General features: G+C 74.0%; 19 protein-coding genes and 1 pseudogene. 13 read left to right on the top strand and 7 right to left on the bottom strand.

Annotation, left to right across the window (positions count from 1 at the left end):
* Positions 1-68 precede the first annotated feature (68 nt).
* Positions 69-1,202: a patatin-like phospholipase family protein gene (locus tag VFO26_RS17010; protein ID WP_325116273.1), complete on the bottom strand. Its 1,134-nt coding sequence runs from the start codon at positions 1,200-1,202 to the stop codon at positions 69-71.
* A gap of 18 nt (positions 1,203-1,220) precedes the next feature.
* On the opposite strand from VFO26_RS17010, the gene VFO26_RS17005 reads away from it, so the two are divergent.
* The 8 genes from VFO26_RS17005 to VFO26_RS16970 all read left to right on the top strand — a co-directional run bounded on the left by VFO26_RS17005 (position 1,221) and on the right by VFO26_RS16970 (position 8,624).
* On the top strand, positions 1,221-1,598 hold the full coding sequence (locus tag VFO26_RS17005; RefSeq protein ID WP_325116272.1) for a hypothetical protein: 378 nt from the start codon (positions 1,221-1,223) through the stop codon (positions 1,596-1,598).
* Positions 1,599-1,663: 65 nt separating this feature from the next.
* The gene (locus VFO26_RS17000) at positions 1,664-2,239 is read left to right on the top strand and encodes a CGNR zinc finger domain-containing protein (protein ID WP_325116271.1); all 576 of its coding nucleotides are present in this window, start codon (positions 1,664-1,666) and stop codon (positions 2,237-2,239) included.
* Between the two features lie 3 nt (positions 2,240-2,242).
* A complete protein-coding gene (locus tag VFO26_RS16995; protein ID WP_325116270.1) occupies positions 2,243-5,320 on the top strand; it encodes an FtsX-like permease family protein in 3,078 nt (1,025 codons plus the stop codon).
* Positions 5,317-6,900: an ABC transporter ATP-binding protein gene (locus tag VFO26_RS16990; protein WP_325116269.1), complete on the top strand. Its 1,584-nt coding sequence runs from the start codon at positions 5,317-5,319 to the stop codon at positions 6,898-6,900. The genes VFO26_RS16995 and VFO26_RS16990 overlap by 4 nt, the downstream gene beginning before the upstream one ends.
* 9 nt (positions 6,901-6,909) lie before the next feature.
* On the top strand, positions 6,910-7,128 hold the full coding sequence (locus VFO26_RS16985) for a heavy-metal-associated domain-containing protein (RefSeq protein WP_325116268.1): 219 nt from the start codon (positions 6,910-6,912) through the stop codon (positions 7,126-7,128).
* A gap of 42 nt (positions 7,129-7,170) precedes the next feature.
* Positions 7,171-7,722, top strand: coding sequence for a hypothetical protein (locus tag VFO26_RS16980; protein ID WP_325116267.1), 552 nt, complete (start codon positions 7,171-7,173; stop codon positions 7,720-7,722).
* A 69-nt stretch (positions 7,723-7,791) separates the two neighbouring features.
* Positions 7,792-8,382 (top strand): sigma-70 family RNA polymerase sigma factor, encoded by a 591-nt coding sequence (locus tag VFO26_RS16975; protein WP_325116266.1) that lies wholly within the window; start codon positions 7,792-7,794, stop codon positions 8,380-8,382.
* On the top strand, positions 8,379-8,624 hold the full coding sequence (locus VFO26_RS16970; protein WP_325116265.1) for an anti-sigma factor family protein: 246 nt from the start codon (positions 8,379-8,381) through the stop codon (positions 8,622-8,624). Before VFO26_RS16975 ends, VFO26_RS16970 begins: the two co-directional genes overlap by 4 nt.
* Before the next feature lie 18 nt (positions 8,625-8,642).
* Here VFO26_RS16970 and VFO26_RS16965 read toward each other — a convergent pair whose 3' ends face one another.
* Positions 8,643-9,179, bottom strand: coding sequence for a nucleotidyltransferase family protein (locus VFO26_RS16965; RefSeq protein WP_325116264.1), 537 nt, complete (start codon positions 9,177-9,179; stop codon positions 8,643-8,645).
* The gene (locus tag VFO26_RS16960) at positions 9,176-9,856 is read right to left on the bottom strand and encodes a peptidylprolyl isomerase (protein ID WP_325116263.1); all 681 of its coding nucleotides are present in this window, start codon (positions 9,854-9,856) and stop codon (positions 9,176-9,178) included. The genes VFO26_RS16965 and VFO26_RS16960 overlap by 4 nt, the downstream gene beginning before the upstream one ends.
* 51 nt (positions 9,857-9,907) lie before the next feature.
* Here VFO26_RS16960 and VFO26_RS16955 point away from each other — a divergent pair, with 51 nt between their 5' ends.
* From VFO26_RS16955 to VFO26_RS16945, 3 genes are read left to right on the top strand one after another with little or no spacing between them, the layout of a single operon-like run.
* Positions 9,908-10,366, top strand: coding sequence for a (2Fe-2S)-binding protein (locus VFO26_RS16955; RefSeq protein ID WP_325116262.1), 459 nt, complete (start codon positions 9,908-9,910; stop codon positions 10,364-10,366).
* Positions 10,363-12,612, top strand: a complete 2,250-nt coding sequence (locus tag VFO26_RS16950) for a xanthine dehydrogenase family protein molybdopterin-binding subunit (RefSeq protein ID WP_325116261.1) — start codon at positions 10,363-10,365, stop codon at positions 12,610-12,612. The genes VFO26_RS16955 and VFO26_RS16950 overlap by 4 nt, the downstream gene beginning before the upstream one ends.
* Entirely contained in the window at positions 12,609-13,490 is an 882-nt protein-coding gene (locus tag VFO26_RS16945; RefSeq protein WP_325116260.1) for an FAD binding domain-containing protein, read from the top strand. Before VFO26_RS16950 ends, VFO26_RS16945 begins: the two co-directional genes overlap by 4 nt.
* 48 nt (positions 13,491-13,538) lie before the next feature.
* Here VFO26_RS16945 and VFO26_RS16940 read toward each other — a convergent pair whose 3' ends face one another.
* The 4 genes and pseudogenes from VFO26_RS16940 to VFO26_RS16925 all read right to left on the bottom strand — a co-directional run bounded on the left by VFO26_RS16940 (position 13,539) and on the right by VFO26_RS16925 (position 16,849).
* On the bottom strand, positions 13,539-14,693 hold the full coding sequence (locus VFO26_RS16940; protein WP_325116259.1) for an amidohydrolase family protein: 1,155 nt from the start codon (positions 14,691-14,693) through the stop codon (positions 13,539-13,541).
* 19 nt (positions 14,694-14,712) lie between these two features.
* Positions 14,713-14,919: pseudogene (locus tag VFO26_RS16935) on the bottom strand (thioredoxin family protein); the annotation flags it as partial.
* 12 nt (positions 14,920-14,931) lie between these two features.
* On the bottom strand, positions 14,932-15,357 hold the full coding sequence (locus tag VFO26_RS16930; protein WP_325116258.1) for a hypothetical protein: 426 nt from the start codon (positions 15,355-15,357) through the stop codon (positions 14,932-14,934).
* A 4-nt stretch (positions 15,358-15,361) separates the two neighbouring features.
* A complete protein-coding gene (locus VFO26_RS16925) occupies positions 15,362-16,849 on the bottom strand; it encodes a carboxypeptidase M32 (protein ID WP_325116257.1) in 1,488 nt (495 codons plus the stop codon).
* A 48-nt stretch (positions 16,850-16,897) separates the two neighbouring features.
* Between VFO26_RS16925 and VFO26_RS16920 the strand changes: the two genes are divergently transcribed.
* Together VFO26_RS16920 and VFO26_RS16915 are read left to right on the top strand one after the other, a co-directional pair.
* Complete coding sequence (locus VFO26_RS16920; RefSeq protein WP_325116256.1) at positions 16,898-18,061, top strand: M24 family metallopeptidase; 1,164 nt, start codon at positions 16,898-16,900, stop codon at positions 18,059-18,061.
* Positions 18,058-18,492, top strand: a 435-nt coding sequence (locus tag VFO26_RS16915; protein ID WP_325116255.1) for an acetyl-coenzyme A synthetase N-terminal domain-containing protein, incomplete at its 3' end; no start/stop codon positions are given. The genes VFO26_RS16920 and VFO26_RS16915, both read left to right, overlap by 4 nt.

Below are 18,492 nucleotides of genomic sequence, written 5' to 3'. Positions count from 1 at the left end.
GAGCAGAGGCTGGTCGCCTGCCCGCCTCTGCGGCCCGCCGCCGCCGAGAGGCGGCGGTGGCGTTCCGGCTAGCTACGACGCTCCCGGAGCACTGCGTCGGTCTGCTCGTAGCCGCGGGCGACGAGCGCGAGCTTGTCCTCCATGGGCCATTCGAGACCCGTGCGGAAGGTCGAGTCGAGGGCGTCCTCGCCGGGGTCGCCGCGGACGATGGTGAGCGGCAGCGCGCGGTCGTGGCGGAAGGGAAAGCGCGCACCGGCAAAATGCGCCTGGACCTCTGCGACGGCGGCGCGGCGACGCCAGGGAGCGGCGCTGCGCCGGACCGTCGCGACCACGTCCTGGCGGAGCGCCTCCAGCTCGCGGACGGAGGCGTCCTTCTCGTTCGCCGAGCGCACCTCGAGCTCCGTGTTGCGCGCCACCGTCACCCGCATCAGGCGGACGATCATGTCCGCGAGGTGCGCGGGCTCGCCGCGCTCCTGGCGCTCCTCGGCCGCGCGGAGGTCGCCGATCAGCGCGCGCACCGGGGGGACTCCCCGGAACCGCTCGAGGCGGCGCCGCAGCCGCGCCAGGTTCTCGCCCGAGCCGCGGGTGACGCGGGAGACGTAGCGGAAGCCGATGATCTCGCCGACGTCGGGGTTGTCGTAGGCATGGCCGAGCGGGAAGTTGCGCACCCAGCCGCCGTCCGTCCCGATCACCTCGCCGACCCGGAGCGGCAGGACGAGGGCGCTGATCGCCGCCGAGGCGAGCACCGCAGTGGCCATCACGTCGCTCGGTGTCGTCCGGCTCGAGTAGACCCGCTCGTACGCGTGGCTCTCGTCGAGCTCGCCGTCCGTGACGTCGGTGACGGTCACCACGAGCTCGATCGGCATGGTGCCGACCTCGCGGGCCAGCTCGCCGACGGGAGCGAGGCGCCGGGCGATCGTCTCGGGGAGCGCGTAGTCGTGCAGGCCGTTGAGAGGGGTCTGCCAGAGGCGGTTCGGGCGGAAGGTCTCCTCCGGTCGGAGGTCGAGCACGAACTCCTCGAGCGCGTCGAGCCGGTCGAGCGCCCCCATCATGCCGCACAGGGCGCCGGCCGACGTGCCGTAGATCCAGGCGACCCGCTCCCAGAGCGGATCCTCGCGCAGGCGCTTCAAGAAACCCAGCTCGAGCAGGAGGCCGTTCATCCCTCCGCCGGAGAGCACGAGCGCGAGATCGCGGTCGCTCATCGCATCTATTGTGCTGGCGTGGAGCGGGAGGCACCGCAGCGGGGCACGCTCGACGTCGCGGAGGAGGAGCTGCTCGAGGACGAGGAGCTCTGGCGCGACGACGACGCGGGGAACCACACCGGCTGGTGGTGCGTGAAGACCGACCCGTTCCCGTGCCCCGCGAACGGTTGCACCTTCGTGGCGGAGTTCATGACCGCCGCCCACCTCGTCCTCGTCTGGCAGGACCGGGACGATCCGAACCTCCTGTGGCACGCGAACCGCGCGAAGCAGGTGGGGCGAAATCCCCGCGTCGTCTCGTACGAGTCGGGCTACGGGCCGAGCGCCTCCTACTACGCGTGGGAGGCGGCGGGACGGCCCGTGCACGGGATCGCAAACGAACGACCGGTGTCATCTTGACGAAGGTTACGCGGTAACCGTCGAAGATTCTTGACCGGTAGCGCAGACCGCGCTACGTTCACCGTGTGGCCTCGAGCTTCCAGCCCGGCGGCCGGCCGCCCGCTCCCGCCCCGCTCGATCTCGTCCAGGACTTCGTCAACACGGAGATCCCGGACTGGAACCGCGACGACGTCGCCACCCCGGCGGCCCTCGGCGCGTGGCTCGAGGGTCGCGGCCTGACCCGGCCCGGCGACGACGTGGACGGCGAGCTGTTCGTCGCGGCGCGGGCGCTCCGCTCGGCGCTGCGGGAGCTCGCGCTCGCGAACACGCTCGGCGTCCCGCCCGGGGCCGATCGGCGAGCGGCGATCGACGCGGCGCTCGGGGCGTTCCCGCTCGTCGTCCGCGCCGGGAGCGAGGGCGTCGGGCTCGCCCCCGCCGGCACGGGCGCGGCACGTGGGCTCGGGGCGCTCGTCGCGCTCGTCGCGGAGGCACGGGCCGCCGGGGCCTGGGAGCGCCTGAAGGCGTGCCGGCAGGAGACGTGCGGCTGGCTGTTCTACGACAGCTCCCGGAACCGCTCTTCCAGCTGGTGCTCGATGCAGGTCTGCGGAAGCCGTGAGAAGTCGCGGGCATACCGGCACCGCCGGGCCGGGGCGGAGGGATAGCGGGTGCGCGGCGCCTGGTACGTCGTCTCGCTCGCCCTGCGGCGGCTCCGCCGCCGCGACGGCGGTGCGCTCGGGGCGGCGCTCGGGATCGCAGCCGCCGCGGCGGTGCTCGCCGGCATCCTCGTGGGCGCCACCGTCGCAAAGGACCGGAGCGTCGCGCAGGACGTCGAGCGGCTGCCTGCGGCGGCCCGGGCGGTCCGGGCGTCGTGGTTCGGCGTGCCGGCCGGGCGCGAGGAGGAGTGGCCCCGCCTCGACCGCGAGGCGCGCAAGGCTCTCACACCCCTCCCCGCGGGTGAGCCGACCGCGATCGCGCTCGTCCGCGAGAGCACGATCGGCGGCGTGTTCGTCGGGCTCGCGGCGGTCGACGGGCTCGCGCCCCACGTCGTCCTCCGCTCGGGGCACCTGCCCCGGGCATGCGTGCCCGAGCGCTGTGAAGTGCTGCGCCTGCGCGGCGTCGGAAGCCTCCCCGACGTGCCGGGCCTGCGCGTCGTCCAGGTGGGGACCGCAGCGCTGCGCTCGCGCCAGCTGTTCGGCGACTTCCTCGCGCCGACGGACAACGCGCTCGCCGACGCCGCTCTCGCCCCGGCGCTCGCCGAGGCGGCGCGCTACCACCGCCCCGAGCCGGGGCCGCTCGTCGTGGCCGAAGGCGTCGCCGGCCTCGCCGCCTCCCCCGTCCTCGACCGCTCCTACCGGAGCTACAGCTGGGTTCAGCCGCTGTCGGCGGGGACACCGCGGCTGTGGCAGATCGGCCCGCTCGCGGCGGACGCCGACCGCGCCAGGGCCGAGCTCCAGTCGAGCTCCTTCGCATGGTCGCTCTCGCTCCCGTCGCAGGAGCTCGAGGCCGCGGAGCGCGACGCGACGGTGGCGGGCCGTCGCCTGCTGCTCGTAGGCGGCGAGGCGGCCGCGCTCCTCGTCGCGTTCGCGATCCTTGCCGCCGGCGCTCTGCGGCGCGACCTTGCCGCTGCCCGGCGTCGCCTGACCTGGCACGGTGCGACCGGCTGGCAGCGGGGCCTCCTGACGTCGACCGAGAGCGTCGTCGTGGGGTTCGGCGGGGCCGCCGCCGGCTGGGTCGTCGGCTGCGTCGGCGGGGCGGTCGCCACCGCGCTGGCAGACGCTCCCGTGGGCCCGGTGCTCGCAGAGAGCGTGCTCTCGCCGACCGGCCTGCTGCTCGGCCTCGGGGTCGCCGTCCTCTCCGCGCTGGTGCTCGCGCTGACCGTCTCGCTCGACGCCCGCCGTCGGGGGGGCTTCGGCCCGCTCGACATCGCCGCCGTCGCGGCGCTCGTCGCTGCGCTCGCGATCTGGGCGAGCGGCTCGGTCGACCCGGACGAGCTGGCCACGGGCGGCGCGGCCCCGATCGTGCTCCTGCTCCTGCCGGGCCTCGTCGCGTTCGCCGCCGCCGTCGGCGCCTCCAGGCTGCTCCCCGCGGTCGGCCGGCTGCTCGCGCGCCGGGGTCGGCGCGACGTGCGGCTGGCGGGCGTCTCGGTCTCGCGGGCGCCCGGAGCCGCGGCCATCGCGGCGGCGTTCCTGGCGCTTGCCGTGGGCCTCGCGGTGCTCGCGGAGGCATACCGCTCGACACTCGTGGCCGGGGAACGTGACCGGGCCGCCTTCGCAGTGCCGGCCGACGTGGTGGTGCGGGAGGACCTCGGTGCCCTCGTCCCTGTCCTGCGCGCGGCGCCGCTCGAGCGCTACGCCTCGGTTCCCGGGGTCGAGGCCGCCCACCCGGTCCTCCGCGCCTCCGCCAGCGCCGGTCCCTCGGCAGCGGTCTCCGGCGTGACCGTGCTCGGGCTCCCCCAGGAGGCGATCCGGCAGCTGCCGCTCTGGCGCGGAGACTGGGGAGTCGCGCGCGGCCGGCTCGTCGAGGCGGTCGCGCCGCCCGGAGACACTGCCCTCCGCGGGGCGCCACTCCGCGGACCGGTGCTCCGCGTCTCGGTGGGCCCCGGGCTGCTGTCGTTCCGGGCAACGGTGGAGCAGCCCGACGGCGAGTTCCGGCGAGTCGACCTGGGCTCGGCAGACGCCCGGCGGTCAACCGTTCTCTCGGCCCGACTGCCGGAGCGCGCCCGAGGCGGCCGGCTCGTCGCGATCGCGCTGGTGCCGCCCAGAATCCTCGAGCGGGGCTCCGACGAAGGGGTCGCGCTGCGCGGGACGACGACCCTCGACGTCGCCGACACCTCGCTGGACGGCTGGCTCGGCGAAGGAGGTGCCACGATCCTCGCCGCACGGGAGGCGACGGGGTCGATGCGCGTCAGGTACGCGGTGACCCCGCAGCGCGAGGCGCGCCTCCGCCCGCGGCAGCCGACGGACGGCGCGCCCCCCGCCGCTGCGGTGACGCCGGCGCTCGGCGAGCTCGCGGGTGGAGTCGGGGGCAGGCTTCCGCTCCTCGTCGGGGGCGAGCCCGTCAACGTCGAGGTCGCGGCGGTCGTCGAGAGGATCCCGGGGACGACCGGCGATGCGGTCGTCGCCGACCTCGGAGCCCTCTCGACCGCGATCAACACCGCTGCACCGGGCGCGGCGCCGGTGTCGGAGCTGTGGCTGGACGTCGACGACGGCGCGCGGGAGAACGTCGAGGCCGCGCTCTCCCGGCGGCCCTTCGCCGTGCTGGCGAAGAGCTCGCGTGCCGCGCTCGAGGAGGATGCCCGGCGTGATCCCCTCGGGCACGGCACGCTCCTCGCGCTCGCCGCGGCGGCCCTCGCTGCGCTCGCGCTCGCGGCCGTCGGCCTTGCCGTCGCGATCCGCGCAGACCTCCGCGACGACCGCGGCGAGCTCACCGACCTCGAGGCGCAGGGGGCCACCCCTGGTCTCCTGCGACGCATGGTCACGACGCGCGCGGGCCTCGTCGCCCTGACGGGCGTGGCGGTCGGGGCCGTTGCGGGCGTCGCATTGGCGTTTCTCGTCACGCGGGTCGTGTCGGTGACCGCCCGCGCCGATGCGCCGGAGCCTCCTCTCGCGACCACCGTCGACCCGCTGGCCCTCGCGCTCGGGGTCGCGGCGTTCGCGGCCGCCGCGGTGGGGCTCGTTGCGCTGACGACGCGGTCCGCGTTCGACGACCCGCGCGGGCCGGGTCGGATCGGAGGGGAGACGTGAGCCGATCCGCACCGGCCGCGTCTCGCCCGGCGGTCGGGCCGGGACGGGGGACGCCGCTCGTGGACCTGCGGGACGTGTTCGTCGTCCACCCTTCCGAGGACGGTGGCGTCGCGGCCCTGCGAGGGCTGACCCTCGCGGTCGAGCCCGGGGAGCTGTGCGTCGTCCTCGGCCCGAGTGGGGCGGGCAAGTCGACGCTCGTCCGCGTCGTCGCCGGTCTCGAGCGGCCCTCGGCCGGCCTCGCCCTCGTCGACGGCCTCGACGTCGGGGGCGCGCGGGCGTCGGTGCTCGCCCGCCACCGGGCCCGCGTGGTCGGCTACGCCGACCAGCACTACTGGCGCGCGCTCTCGAAGGAGCTGACCGCGCTGGAGCTCGTCGCTCTCCCCCTGGGGCTGCGCGGAGCCACCCGGGCGGAGCGCGAGCGGCGGGCGCGCGCGCTGCTCGAACGTGTCGAGCTGGTCGACCGCGCCGACGCGCGCCCCCGCGAGCTCTCCGGGGGAGAGCAGCAGCGCATCGCGCTCTGCGCGGCGGTGTCGCACTCCCCCGCGCTGCTGGTCGCGGACGAGCCGACCGGCGAGCTCGACGAGTCGTCGGCGCGCGGCGTGCTCGATCTCCTCGCCGAGCTCGCCCGTGAGGAGGGCGCCGCCGCGCTCGTCGTCAGCCACGATCCCTCCACCGCCGCGATCGCCGACCGCGTCGTGCACGTCCGGGACGGACGGGTGGGCGAGGAGCGTCGCGCGGACGGGGACACGATCGTGATCGGACGGGGCGGGTGGCTCCATGTCCCGGAGGAGACGCTCCGTGCCGCCGGGATCGGGGACCGCGCCGTCGTCCACCTGGGTCGCGGCGTCGTGGAGCTTCGCCCTGCCGGTGACGTTCCCGAGGATGCGACCGCGCCGGAGGCACCCGTCACGGCCTCGGGCTCCGTCGTCGAGGCCCGCGGGGTGACCCGGCGGTTCGGCCTGGAGACCGCCCTCGAGCGAGTGGATGCGACGTTCCTCCCGGGCACGCTGACCGTCGTCACTGGGCCCTCGGGCTCCGGGAAGTCCACGCTGCTCGCACTGCTCGCCGGTCTCGACACGCCGGACGAGGGCGAGGTGCTGGTGGACGGGGTCGTGCTGTCCCGGCTCGACCGGGACGGGCGTGCGGCGTTCAGGCGGGAGCGCATCGGGGTGGTCGGACAGACCCCCGGGCTCTCCGGGCTGCTGACCGCCCGCGAGAACGTGGAGCTCACGCTGGGGCTCAGGGGGATCGAGGGCGTGGAGGCGCACGAGCGGGCGATGGACGCGCTCGCGATCGTCGGGCTCGCCGACCATGCGGCGCGTGCGGTCGACCGGCTCTCGGCCGGAGAGCGGGAGCGCGTCGCGCTGGCGCGTGCCATCGCCGGTGGCCCCGGCGTGCTCGTGGCCGACGAGCCCACCGCCCGCCTCGACAGCGTCACGACGCTCGCGATCGGGGGTCTCCTCGCAGATCTGGCCCGCGAGCACGGGACGACGGTGATCTGCGCGACGCACGACCCGCTGCTCGTGACGCTCGCGGGTGCCGAGCTGCCGCTCCGTCGCGCCGCCGCCGCGTCCGTCTAGGATCGCGGCGTGGCGAGCACGACGGACACCCTCCACGTCTCCGGCATCCGCTGCGAGCGCTGCGTGATGCGCCTCGCAACGGCGCTCGAAGGTCAGGCGGGGCTCGAGGGCGCGCACGCGAGCCTGATGGGTGAGGTGACGCTCACCTGGGACGACGAGCAGACGTCGCGCGACACGCTCGCACGGGCGCTCGCCGGGGCGGGCTTCCACGAGCGCCCCGCGACCTGAGCCCGTCTGACCCGATCACTGTCCCCCGTGCACACTGGAGTCATGCGCGGGCTGCTCGCCGCTCTCGTGGTCGCCGCAATCGTCCCGCAGGCTGCGGGCGCGGCGAGGGTCGAGCCGCGCGACCTCACGCTGTTCGAGGTCGACGCCCCGGCGGGCTACCTGTTCGATCAGGGCAACAGCGCGGGGCTTTCTCGGGCGGCCCTCGCCGCGTCGCAGCTCGACGAGGCCCGGAAGCTCGTGCGGGAAGGGTTCATGGGCATGTACGTCGCGCGGTACATGAACACCGCTCCGCCGCGGTGGCGGTTCGTCACCTCCGGTGCGTACGTCTTCCGTCGTACGGCCGGGGCACGGAGCACGCTCGTGTCGCAGTTCCGGTCGCCGGCCGGCGGCGGATTCGGGCCTGCGCGACGGATCCGACTGGGTCACGAGGGATGGGTGCGTACCTCGAGCGCCAGCGATACCGGGACCATCGTCTTCTGGCGCCACGGACGCGTCCTGGCGTTCGTGGTCTGCTCGCACATGACACGGCACCGGGCCCTCGCGGAGGAGCTGGCGCGGAAGCAGGAGAGCCGCATGGCGTCGCGACTCGGCTGACGCCTGCTGGGAATAGTCACGTCCCCCCGGCCGTTCACCCTTCCGTAACGACGCTGCTACGGTAGCCCGGTGGTCGAGCCCGACACGGCCGAGCCGGACGGGGCGCGGCGGATCGCGGCGGAAGCACGCGACCGTGTGCGCTTCGAGGAAGAGGCCCTCGCGCTCGCCGACCAGGTCTACCGGGTCGCACGTCGATTCGTCACCACCCGAGAGGAAGCCGAGGACCTGGTGCAGGACACGTACGCGAGAGCCTTCAGGAGCTGGCAGTCGTACACGCCCGGCACCAACCTGCGTGCGTGGCTGCTGCGGATCCTCACGAACCTCAACGTCGACCGCGGCCGGCGGTTGCAGCGGCGCCCCGACGAGACGCCGCTCGAGGAGAACGACTACTACCTCGCCAACAAGGTCGCCGAGTCCGCGGGGGAGCAGGTGCTCGACCAGGACCGTGTCGTCGAGCGCCTGTCGCAGGATTCGATCGTGACCGCGCTCTCGTCTCTCCCGGACGACTTCCGCGACGTCGTCATCCTCGTCGACATCGGCGACTTCAGCTATGCGGACGCGGCCCAGATCCTGGATATCCCGATCGGCACCGTGATGTCGAGACTCCACCGGGGCCGTAGGCTCCTGAAGTCCAGGCTCGCGGAGGAGGCGGTTGCATGAGCGACGACTGCGGCAAGTGCGAGGAGCTCCTGCAGGGCTATCTCGACCGCGAGCTGACGGACGAGGAGGTCACGCAGGCCGAGCTCCATCTGAACGGGTGCGACTACTGCCGCCGGCGCTACCGCTTCGAGGAGCGGCTCCGCACGTACGTCCGCACGACTGCGGCTGAGCGGATGCCTCCGGGGCTGATGGAGAAGCTCACGCAGCTGCGCACGACGGACCCGGGCACCTCGCCCGTCTGAGCCGCCCGGCGTCCCGACCTACGGGTCCAGCGCTGCGAGATCCTCGGGTGTGTCGACGTCCCCGGGAGCCCCGAGATCGTCGCACGGCACGAGGCGCGGGTCGACCACGCGGAGGCCCTCGTCGGGGACGTCCGGCCAGACGCTCCTGGCAGCAAGCAGCGGATGGCCCCTCTCGCCCCCGTAGGAGGCGGCGACCACCTCGCCGCCCTCGGATCGCCAGCTCGAGATGACCCGGGCGACCGCCTCCGGGTGGAGCAGCGGGCCGTCCGCCATGATCACGACCGCCGCGCCGACGTCGTCCGCGAGCGCTGCGAGCCCGCAGCGGAGCGACGCCCCGGGACCGCGCTCCCAGTCCGGGCAGCGGACGAGGCGAGGCGAGCGCGAGCCCGCCTGCCGGCCGAGGCCGAGCGCGTACGCCCCCTCGACGACGACGACCTCCTCGACGGGGCTGGCGGCCAGCCGCTCGAGGACGAGGGGGAGCAGCCGGTGCTGCTTGGGCGCCCCGAACCGCGTCGCGGCGCCCGCCGCGAGCACGACCGCGGCGATCCTGCTCATCCGCTGGAGGCGGCGGTCACGGACTCGACCACGACGGGCAGGAGCGGTTGCTCCGTCGTCGGATCGCCGATCGCGTCGATCAGCAGGGCGACGTCGAGCCCCTCGGTGACCCTCCCGACGACCGCGTACTCGGGCGGCAGCCCGATGTTGGTGCCCGTGACGACGAAGAACTGGCTGCCCGCGGTGCCTGCCGGCTCCGCTGCAGTCTTGGCCATCGCCATGACGCCCCTCACGTACGTCGTGTCGGAAGCGGGCGCGTCGACCGTCGAATAGCCCGGCCCGCCGGTCCCCGTCTGTGTGGGGTCGCCGCCCTGGATCACGAATCCCGGCACGACGCGATGGAAGAGCGTGTCGTCGAAGAACCCGTCCTCGGCGAGCGCGACGAGCGACGCCGTGGTCGCGGGAGCGCCCGCGGTGTCGAGCGTCACGACGAACCTCCCGCAGGAGGTGTCGAAGGTCAGCGTCCAGGTGCGCTCCGGGTCGAGCCGCTCGCCGGGCTCTGTGGCGCCGCCGCCCTTCCGTGGCGCGGGCGCCTCGACCTTGGAGCACCCTGTCGCGCCGCCGGTCTCCGTTGTCTCGGTGGTCGTGTCGGCCGCTTCGTCGCTCCCGTCGTCGCCCCCGCAGCCCGCCGCCGCGAGGAGAAGGACGAGCACGAGCATGAGGACGACCCGCGGCATGGCGCGGAGGGTAGTTGACGCCGGTCGACCGGGGCCTGTAGTGCTAGCAGGGTGGCGATCTCCCTCGTGGTGAACGGCGAGGCTCACGCGCTCGACGTCCCGCCGACGCGCCGTCTGCTGAGCGTCCTGCGCGACGACCTCGCGCTGCTCGGGGCGAAGCACGGCTGCGGTGAGGGTGCCTGCGGGGCCTGCGCCGTCCTGCTCGACGGGAAGCCGGTCGTCTCGTGCCTGCTCCCCGTCGGCGCGGCCGAGGGGCGCACGGTGACGACGATCGAGGGGCTCGACGAGGCCGCGGCGGCGCTGCAGGAGGCGTTCGTGGCCGAGGACGCGCTCCAGTGCGGCTTCTGCACCCCGGGTCAGATCGTGTCCGCGAGCGCGCTCATCGCCTCCGACCCCACGCCCACGCGAGAGGCAATCCGCGTCGCCATGGCCGGCAACATCTGCCGTTGCGGCGCGTATCCGAAGATCGAGCGCGCGATCCTGCGCGCGTCCGGGCAGGCGGTCGGATGAGGCCGCGGCTCGTCAAGTCGCAGCGGGAGATGGAGGGCCGCTTCGAGGACGTCTGGGTGCTCGTCGACGAGGACGACGACCTGGAAACGTGGGCGGAGGGTGCCGAGCTCGACGTGGTCGGGAAGCCGGCCACGCGCGACGACGGCCTGCTGCGCACGAGCGGGGCGGCGCGCTACACGGTCGACATCGCGCTCCCCGGGATGCTCCACGCGCAGGTGCTGCGCGCGCCGGTCGCACGTTGCCGCGTGACCGGTCTCGACCTCGAGGCCGCCCGGGCGACTCCGGGAGTCCGGGCCGTGCTCGGGCCGGACGGGCCTTTCACGATGCGCGGTGACGCCGTGCTGACCGCCGAGCCAGGCTGGGCCGGTGCGCCGATCGCGGCCGTCGCGGCCGACACCCCGGAGGCGGCCGCGGCGGGGATCGCCGCGCTCTCCCCGGAGCTCGAGGCCCTGGCGCCGCTGGAGCTCGAGGCGGGGCTCGAGGAGCAGCGCTTCACGGAGGAGCCGCGCGAGACGGTGCGCGGCGACCCGGACGGCGCGCTCGACGGGGCCGAGGTCAAGGTCGAGCTCACGTGCGAGACCCCGGCACACGTGCAGACGCCGCTCGAGCCGCACGCGGCCGTGGCGCGCTGGGACGGGGATTCGCTCACCGCCTGGGTCTCGACCCAGGGGATGTTCGATGCGCGGCGGGAGCTCGCGGGGCGCTTCGGGCTCGGAAACGAGCAGGTGCGGGTGATCTCGGAGTACATCGGCGGCGGGTTCGGCGCAAAGCAAGGCGCCGGCGTCGAGGCGCTCCTCGCGGCCGAGCTGGCGCGCGCCGCGGGTCGGCCCGTGCACCTGGCGCTCGGCAGGCACGAGGAGCAGCTCGTCGGGGGCCGGCGGGCCTGGACGCGCCAGACGGTCACGATCGGTGCCCGCCGCGACGGCACCCTCGTCGGGATCGAGGTCGCAGCCGTGGTGGCGATGGGGGCCGCGGGCTGGATCTTCCCGGTCGGGGAGCCGGCGCTCTCGCTCTACGCCTGCCCGAACGTCCGCGCGATGATCTTCCCCGTCAAGACCAGCCTACGCGCGCAAAACGCGTTCCGTGCGCCCGGCGTGGTGGAGGGGGTGACGGTGCTCGAGCAGGCGATGGACGAGCTCGCGCTCGCGCTCGAGATGGATCCGCTCGAGCTGCGACGCACGAACCACATCGAGCTCGACCAGGGCTCGGGTCTTCCCTACTCGAGCAAGCGACTGCTCGCCTGCTACGACCGGGCCGCCGAGCTCGCGGGCTGGGCCGAGCGCGACGGGCTCCGCGAGGCGAGCTCGGACCGCCTGCTGCGCGGGATGGGGTGCGCGACGCAGATCTGGTGGGGCGGCGGCGGCCCGCCGGCGCACGCGACGGTGCGCCTCGACGCGCAGGCACGCGCGCTCGTGACGACGGGGATCCAGGACATCGGCACGGGCACGCTGACATCCGCGCGAATCGTCGCCGCGGAGGAGCTCGGGCTGCCGCTCGACCGGGTGGTCGCCCGCGGCGGCGACACCGCGCCGAACCTGTACGGGCCGGTCGCGGGCGGCTCGATGACGACGCCTGCCGTGATGCCCGCGGTGCGAAGTGCAGCCGGGAGCGTCCGCCGCACGCTCCTCAGCCTGGCGGCGGACGTGCTCGAGATCGCCGCCGCCGACCTCACGATCTCCGGGGGCCGGATCCGCTCGCGCGACGGCGGCCTCGACGTCGACGTGATCGAGGTGACCGGCAAGCTCGGCAACGCGACGATCGACGGCTCGGGCGCCCGCGGCCCCAACCCCGAAGGGTTCCGCGTCAACACGTTCGGCTGCCAGATCGCCCAGGTCGCGGTCGACCCGGGGACGGGGGTCGTCACCGTCGAGCGCGTCGTCGCGGTGCACGACGTGGGGCGCATCGTCAACCCGCTCGCGGCCTCGAGCCAGGCGGAGGGCGGCGTGATCCAGGGGATCGGCTACGCACTCTGCGAGGAGCTCCTCACGGACCCCACCACGGGGATCCCGGTCAACGGCCACCTCGACGACTACAAGGTGCCCACGATCGCAGACGTGCCCGAGATCGTCGTCGACTTCGTCGACGTGCCGGACGCGAACCTCCCGAACCTCGGCTCCAAGGGGCTCGGCGAGCCGCCGATCGTGCCCACCGCCGCCGCGATCGCCAACGCGTTCGCCCACGCGACCGGGCGCCGCGCAGGCGCGCTGCCGCTCACGCCGGCCCGCGTCCTGGAGGCGCTCGCGTGAGCGGATACGCGCGGCCGAGCTCGCTCGACGAGGCGCTCTCGCTGCTCGACGGCGACGGCGCAGCGCCCCTCGGCGGCGGCACCGACCTCGCCGGCCAGCTGGACCGGGGGATCACCTCGCCGACCCTCCTCGTCGACCTCCGCGACGCCGGGCTGGGCGCGATCGAGGAGCGGGACGGCGGGCTGCGGATCGGCGCCACCGTGACGCTGGCCGAGCTCGCGGCCTCTCCGCTCGTCGCGGGGTACGCGGCGGTCGGCGCGGCGGCGTCGCTCGCAGCGTCGCCGCTCTTGCGAAACGTCGGCACCGTGGCCGGCAACCTGTGCCAGCACACGCGGTGCTGGTACTACCGCGGGGCCGAGTGGCACTGCTGGCTCGGCGGCGGCGACACGTGCTTCGCGCAGGTCGGCGACCACCGCAAGCACGGCCTCCAGCCCGGCGACTGCATCTCCGCGCACCCGTCGGACCTCGCGCCTGCGCTCGCCGTGTCCGGGGCCACGGTCGAGACCAGGTCGGGACGCGGCACCCGCGAGCTGCCGCTCCTCGAGCTGTACCGGCGCCCGTCGGCCGACAACCGGTCCTTGCTCACCCTGGAGCCGGGCGAGCTGGTGGTCGCGGTGCTCCTGCCCCCGCCACCGGACGCGTCCGCCTACGAGCGCCTCGGCGAGCGGGCAGCGTTCTCGTTCCCGCTGGTCGCGATCGCGGCGGCGCGACGCGGCGACGAGGTCAGGCTGGTCGCGGGAGGCGTCGCGAACGTGCCGTGCGAGCTCGACCCCTCCGACCCCCTCGCGGGGCTCCCCGGTAACCCGCAGTCGGCCTGGAAGCGAAGCGCGCTCGCCACGCTCGCCGAGCGGGCGCTCCACCGGGTGCAGCACCGATAGGACCTTGCGGGAGGAGCGGCTCGCGTAGGAGACGCCGGAAAGGGCGCCCTACGCGGCGTGCGTCACGGCCAGGACGCTCGCGAGGTGGACGAGGCGGAACGCCCCGCGCTGCGCGCGGCGTCGATCCGCGTCGTCCTCCGTCTGCGAGGCAAGGTCCCAGAGCTCGCGCGTCGCGACGAGGAGCTCGCGGATCTGCTCGGTCTGCTCACGGTGACCGTTCGACCGCTCGTCGCACGCGTTGATCGCCAGGCCGACGACGCCGTACGTGTCCGACGAATGACGCAGCCAGAGCATCGCCGAGGCCATCGTCAGGTACTGGTGGATCCGCAAGAACGTGACCGGGTGGGACAGCTCCGTCGGCCCCTGCGGGGCGCCCGGGGCAGGCGGCTCGAGGCCGTCGGCGATCCCTGCGGCGGTGTCGTGCAGCAGCGCGCGCACCTGCGCGTCGTCGAAGCCGCACGCCCGTGCGGTGCGCACCGCCATCAGCAGCGAGTTGGGCTGGCGGCCGTACGGGTAGTCGGAGGCGTACACGACCTGCTCGGGCGGCACGAGCCGGTACAGGTCGAGCAGGTCGAGCGGACTCCACACCGACGTGTCGAAGAAGACCCCCGGCCGGCCCGCGAAGTTCCTCGCCATCGCGGCGAGGTCGACGATCCCGGCGTGCGCGACGATCAGCGCGGGCGGCGCGTGCCGGTCGAGCAGGCGCGCGAGCGAGTTCGCGATCGGCGGCAGGCCGCGGCCGCCGTGGATCAGGATCGGCACCCGGCGCTCCGCTGCGAGCGCGAAGACCGGCTCGAGCCGAGGGTCGTCGGGGAGGAACCGCTGCGCCCGCGGGTGGAGCTTGATGCCGCGCGCGCCGAGGTCGAGGCACCGCGTCGCCTCCTCCACCGGGCTCTCGTCCAGGTCGAGCCGCACGAACGGAAGCAGCTCCGCCGACGCCGCCCCCGCGTGCGCGATCGTCCGGTCGTTCGCCGCGGTGAAGCACGGGCGCCGGTCTGGCTCGTCGAGGCAGAACACGAACGACCGGCTGATGCCGTAGGCGCGCTGGATCGCCAGCAACTCGTCGCGGTCGCCGACCATCCCGTCGATGTCCTCGCCGAGATGCGTGTGCGCGTCGAACACCTCCGCCCCGACGGGCAGCTCGGCCAGGGTGAGCTCCGTGTAGAGCTGGAGAAGGCCGTTGGCGCGGTCGATGGCGTCCACGACCTGAGTGTAGGGGTGGTCAGTTCCCGGCGGCGGCCAGGACGCGCTCGACGAACGCCGGCTCGGGCACGGACCCGGCCCAGGCGTAGCGGCCGTCGACCACGATCGCCGGAACCGCGTGGACGCCGTGGCGATCGGCCTCCACGGCGAACTCGGAGGCCTCGATCCCTCTCGCGCTGACGCGCGGCGAGGCGAGCGCCAACCGATACGCCAGCAGCACGGCCGGCGGGCAGTGCGGTCAGGTGGGCGTGACGAAGACGTCGAGCGCGACGTCGCGCTCGAGCGAGGCGAGGCGCTCCAGCGTGGAGACGCTCAGCGAGGGGGCACCGCGACCCGCCTCCGTGATCGCGTGAACCAGGGTCGTCAGCTCGTAGCCCAGGGGCATGCCCAGGTACTCGAGCCGCGGAGCGATCGTCGTCCGCGGCCACGGGCCGGGGTCGGTGTGCTCGGTGACGGTGAGCGACACCCTGTCGGAGAGCGCGCACACCGCCTCGACCACCTGCCGCGCGACGGCGTTCGAGTCGATCTCGCGCCCACCCGCCGCGAGCAGCGTCACGGGGCTCGCGGTCGGCCCCAGCTCGAGCCTCAGGTCGACGTTCCGCTCGAGGCCCGCGAGAGCTTCCCGGATCGCTTCCTGCTCGCGGTCGCCGAGCGCGATCCCCATCGGCTCAGGCCTCCAGGGCGGTGACCTTGTCGCTCAGGTACCCGAGGTAGGGCGCCGGGTCGATCTCCGGGGAGCCGGTGAGCCGTTCGATCGTCTCCTTGGGCGTGAGCTTGCGTCCGAGGGCATAGAGGTTGTCGCGCAACCAGTCGGAGAGCGGAAGCAGGTCGCCGCCCGCGAGCTGCGCGTCCAGGTCGGGCAGCGCTCGGCGCACGACCTTCCACAGCTGCAGCGAGATGACGTTGCCGAGGGCGTAGGTCGGGAAGTAGCCGATCCCACCGCCCGACCAGTGCACGTCCTGCAGCACCCCGTGGGCGTCGTCGGGGACGTCGATGCCGAGGAGCTCCTGCATCCGCGCGTTCCACGTCTCGGGGAGGTCCTCCAGGGCGACTTTTCCCTCGATCATCTCCTGCTCGAGCTCGAACCGCAGGATGATGTGGAGGCTGTAGGTCGTCTCGTCCGCGTCCACCCTGATCAGCCCGGGCTCAGCGCGGTTGATCGCGCGCACGAAGGCGTCCAGCTCGACGTCCCGGAGACGCGGGAACGTCTCCTGGAGCGGCCCGTACCAGTGCTCCCAGAACGGGCGGCTCCGGCCGACGAGGTTCTCCCAGGTGCGGCTCTGCGACTCGTTGATCCCCAGCGACGGCGCTCCGTGGAGGGTGGAGCGGAGCAGGGAGTCCGCGATCCCGTGGGCGTAGAGGCCGTGGCCGGCCTCGTGCATCGTCGACCAGATCGACTCGAGGTCCTCGGCGCGGTAGCGGGTCGTGAGCCGGACGTCCCGATTCGAGAACGACGTGCAGAACGGGTGCGCGGTCGGGTCAAGGCGCCAGGCGCCCTCCTCGAAGCCGAGCGTCGCGAGCACGCGCTCGGCGAACGCCCGCTGCGCCTCCGGCGGGAAGTCGCCCTCGAGGAACGACGCATCGACGTCGGGCGCGACGGCGACGAGCTCGCCGAGCGCAGGTCGCAGGGTCGCGAAGACCTCTCGCACCTCCGTCGTCAGCATCCCCGGCTCGTAGTCGTCGAGCAATGGCGTATAGGGGCTGTCCGACCATTCGAAGCACTCGACGTAGCGCCGCTTCAGCTCCACGTTCGCCCGCAGGTACGGCAGGAACGAGGCGAAGTCGTTCGTGCGGCGCGCCTCGACCCAGGCGTGATGGCCGCGCGCGGCCTGGAGCGTCATCTCGGCGCGCAGGTCGTTCGGCACGCGTCGGGCCTTCTCCCAGTCGCGCCTCGTCACCCGCACGAGGCTCCGGTCGTCCGAGTCGTAGGGGAGCGACTCGACGAGCGGCTCCGACGCGTCGAGCAGCCGACCGATCTCGTCGTCCGTGAACCGCTCGTGCGCGATGCGGCTGAGCGTCGAGAGCTGGGAGGCCCGCGCCTCGGTGCCGCGCGGCGGCATCGTCACCCGCTGATCCCAGCCCAGCACTCCGGCGGCACGGCTCAGGTCCGACACTTCGGCCAGCCGCGTGCGCAGGTCGTCGAGAGGGGCCGCCACGGGCCAGACCCTACCGCCGGAGGCACGGCCTCTGGGTAGGGTTGCGGCGTGCCCAACGTCCTCCTGATCGGCGACTCGGGACGGTCGACGGAGCTGCGCCACCAGGTTGGTGTCGCGATCATGGACCCCTTCCGCTACGTCGAGCTCGACGGCCGCCGCGTGGCGGTCGTCTGGAGCGTGGAGGGCGATCGGATCGCCGCGTTCGACCCGTCGATCGAGATCGTGCCCGTGGAGACGTTCCCGTCCGACGACCTGATCCGCGAGGGCGTCGACCTGTACGAGATCGAGCCCATCAAGACCGTGCGCATCGCCAGCTCCCTCGGCCTCCGCGACGCGGTCGTGCCCGAGTCGTTCCCGCTGCGTCACGCGGATGCGCTGCGGGCCGACGGGGTGGAGCTGACCGTCGATCAGCGCTTCTTCGACGATCGCCGCCGCGCGAAGACGGCTCGCGAGGTCGAGGCGATCGGCCGCGCCTCCCGCGCGGCGGAGGCCGGGATGGCCGCGATCGCCGCGCTGCTCGCCCGCTCGGAGCCCGGAGACGGCGGTCGCGTGGAGGACGGCGAGCCGTTGACGTGCGAGCGCCTCCGGGCGGCGGCGGTCGAGGCCTTCTCGCACCACGGGTGCCGCGGCGACGACCTCATCGCAGCGCACGGATCGCAGGCCGCCGACGGGCACGAGCAGGGGTCGGGCCGTCTCTCGAACGACGACGTCGTGGTCTGCGATCTCTGGCCCCAGGAGATCGAGACCGGGTACTTCGCGGACATGACGAGGACGTTCACCGTGGGGGCGCCCGACCCGGAGATCGTCGCCTGGCACGGCCAGTGCCTGGAGGCGCTCGACCTCGCGCGCACGCTCGTCCGTCCGGGGGTGAACGGCCGCGACGTGAACCGGTCGGTGTGCGAGTTGTTCTCGGGGCACGGGCACCCGACCAAGCTCTCCGTTCCCGACGGCACCGTGCTCCGCGACGGCTTCTGCCACAGCCTCGGGCACGGAGTCGGGCTCGACGTCCACGAGTCGCCCTACCTCGGAAAGGCGGGTCACGACCTCGTCGTCGGGGACGTCATCACCCTCGAGCCGGGCCTCTACCGCCAAGGGTTCGGCGGCGTCCGCGTCGAGGACATGCTCCTCGTCACGGAGGACGGGTGCGAGACGATCACCGACTTCCCGTACGGCCTCGACCCGTCGGCCGCGGCGCTGGAGGCCGCCCGATGAGCGACCACGCGATCCACACCCTGCTCGACGAGGAGCGGCGGTTCCCGCCCGATGCGGACTTCGCGGCGCAGGCGAACGCCAAGCCCGAGATCTACGCCGTCGACCCGGATGCCTTCTGGGAGGCCGAGGCCCGGGAGCGCGTGAGCTGGTTCGAGGACTTCCACACGCTGTCGGAGTGGGAGCTGCCGTATGCCAGGTGGTACCTCGGCGGCACTCTCAACGTCGCCTACAACTGCGTCGACCGCCACGTCGAGGCCGGGCTCGGCGACCGGGTCGCCTACCACTGGGAAGGCGAGCCCGGCGACACGCGGACGATCACCTACGCCGACCTGCAGCGGGACGTCGTCCGGATGGCGAACGCCCTCCGGGAGGTCGGGGTTCGCAAGGGCACGCCCGTCGCGATCTACATGGGGATGATCCCGGAGCTGGCC

The sequence above is a fragment of the Gaiella sp. genome (assembly GCF_035710885.1).
Classification (GTDB): domain Bacteria; phylum Actinomycetota; class Thermoleophilia; order Gaiellales; family Gaiellaceae; genus Gaiella.
The sequence above is the reverse complement of the archived record's forward strand: the minus strand, read 5'-3'. Positions and strand labels throughout refer to the sequence as shown.

Excerpts from the sequence above, each read along its gene's own strand:
- VFO26_RS16980 (WP_325116267.1), top strand. The coding sequence starts at position 7,171 with ATGCGCGGGCTGCTCGCCGCTCTCGTGGTCGCCGCAATCGTCCCGCAG.
- VFO26_RS16970 (WP_325116265.1), top strand. The coding sequence starts at position 8,379 with ATGAGCGACGACTGCGGCAAGTGCGAGGAGCTCCTGCAGGGCTATCTC.
- VFO26_RS16930 (WP_325116258.1), bottom strand. The coding sequence starts at position 15,357 with ATGGGGATCGCGCTCGGCGACCGCGAGCAGGAAGCGATCCGGGAAGCT.
- VFO26_RS16965 (WP_325116264.1), bottom strand. The coding sequence starts at position 9,179 with ATGAGCAGGATCGCCGCGGTCGTGCTCGCGGCGGGCGCCGCGACGCGG.
- VFO26_RS16950 (WP_325116261.1), top strand. The coding sequence starts at position 10,363 with ATGAGGCCGCGGCTCGTCAAGTCGCAGCGGGAGATGGAGGGCCGCTTC.
- VFO26_RS16960 (WP_325116263.1), bottom strand. The coding sequence starts at position 9,856 with ATGCCGCGGGTCGTCCTCATGCTCGTGCTCGTCCTTCTCCTCGCGGCG.
- VFO26_RS17010 (WP_325116273.1), bottom strand. The coding sequence starts at position 1,202 with ATGAGCGACCGCGATCTCGCGCTCGTGCTCTCCGGCGGAGGGATGAAC.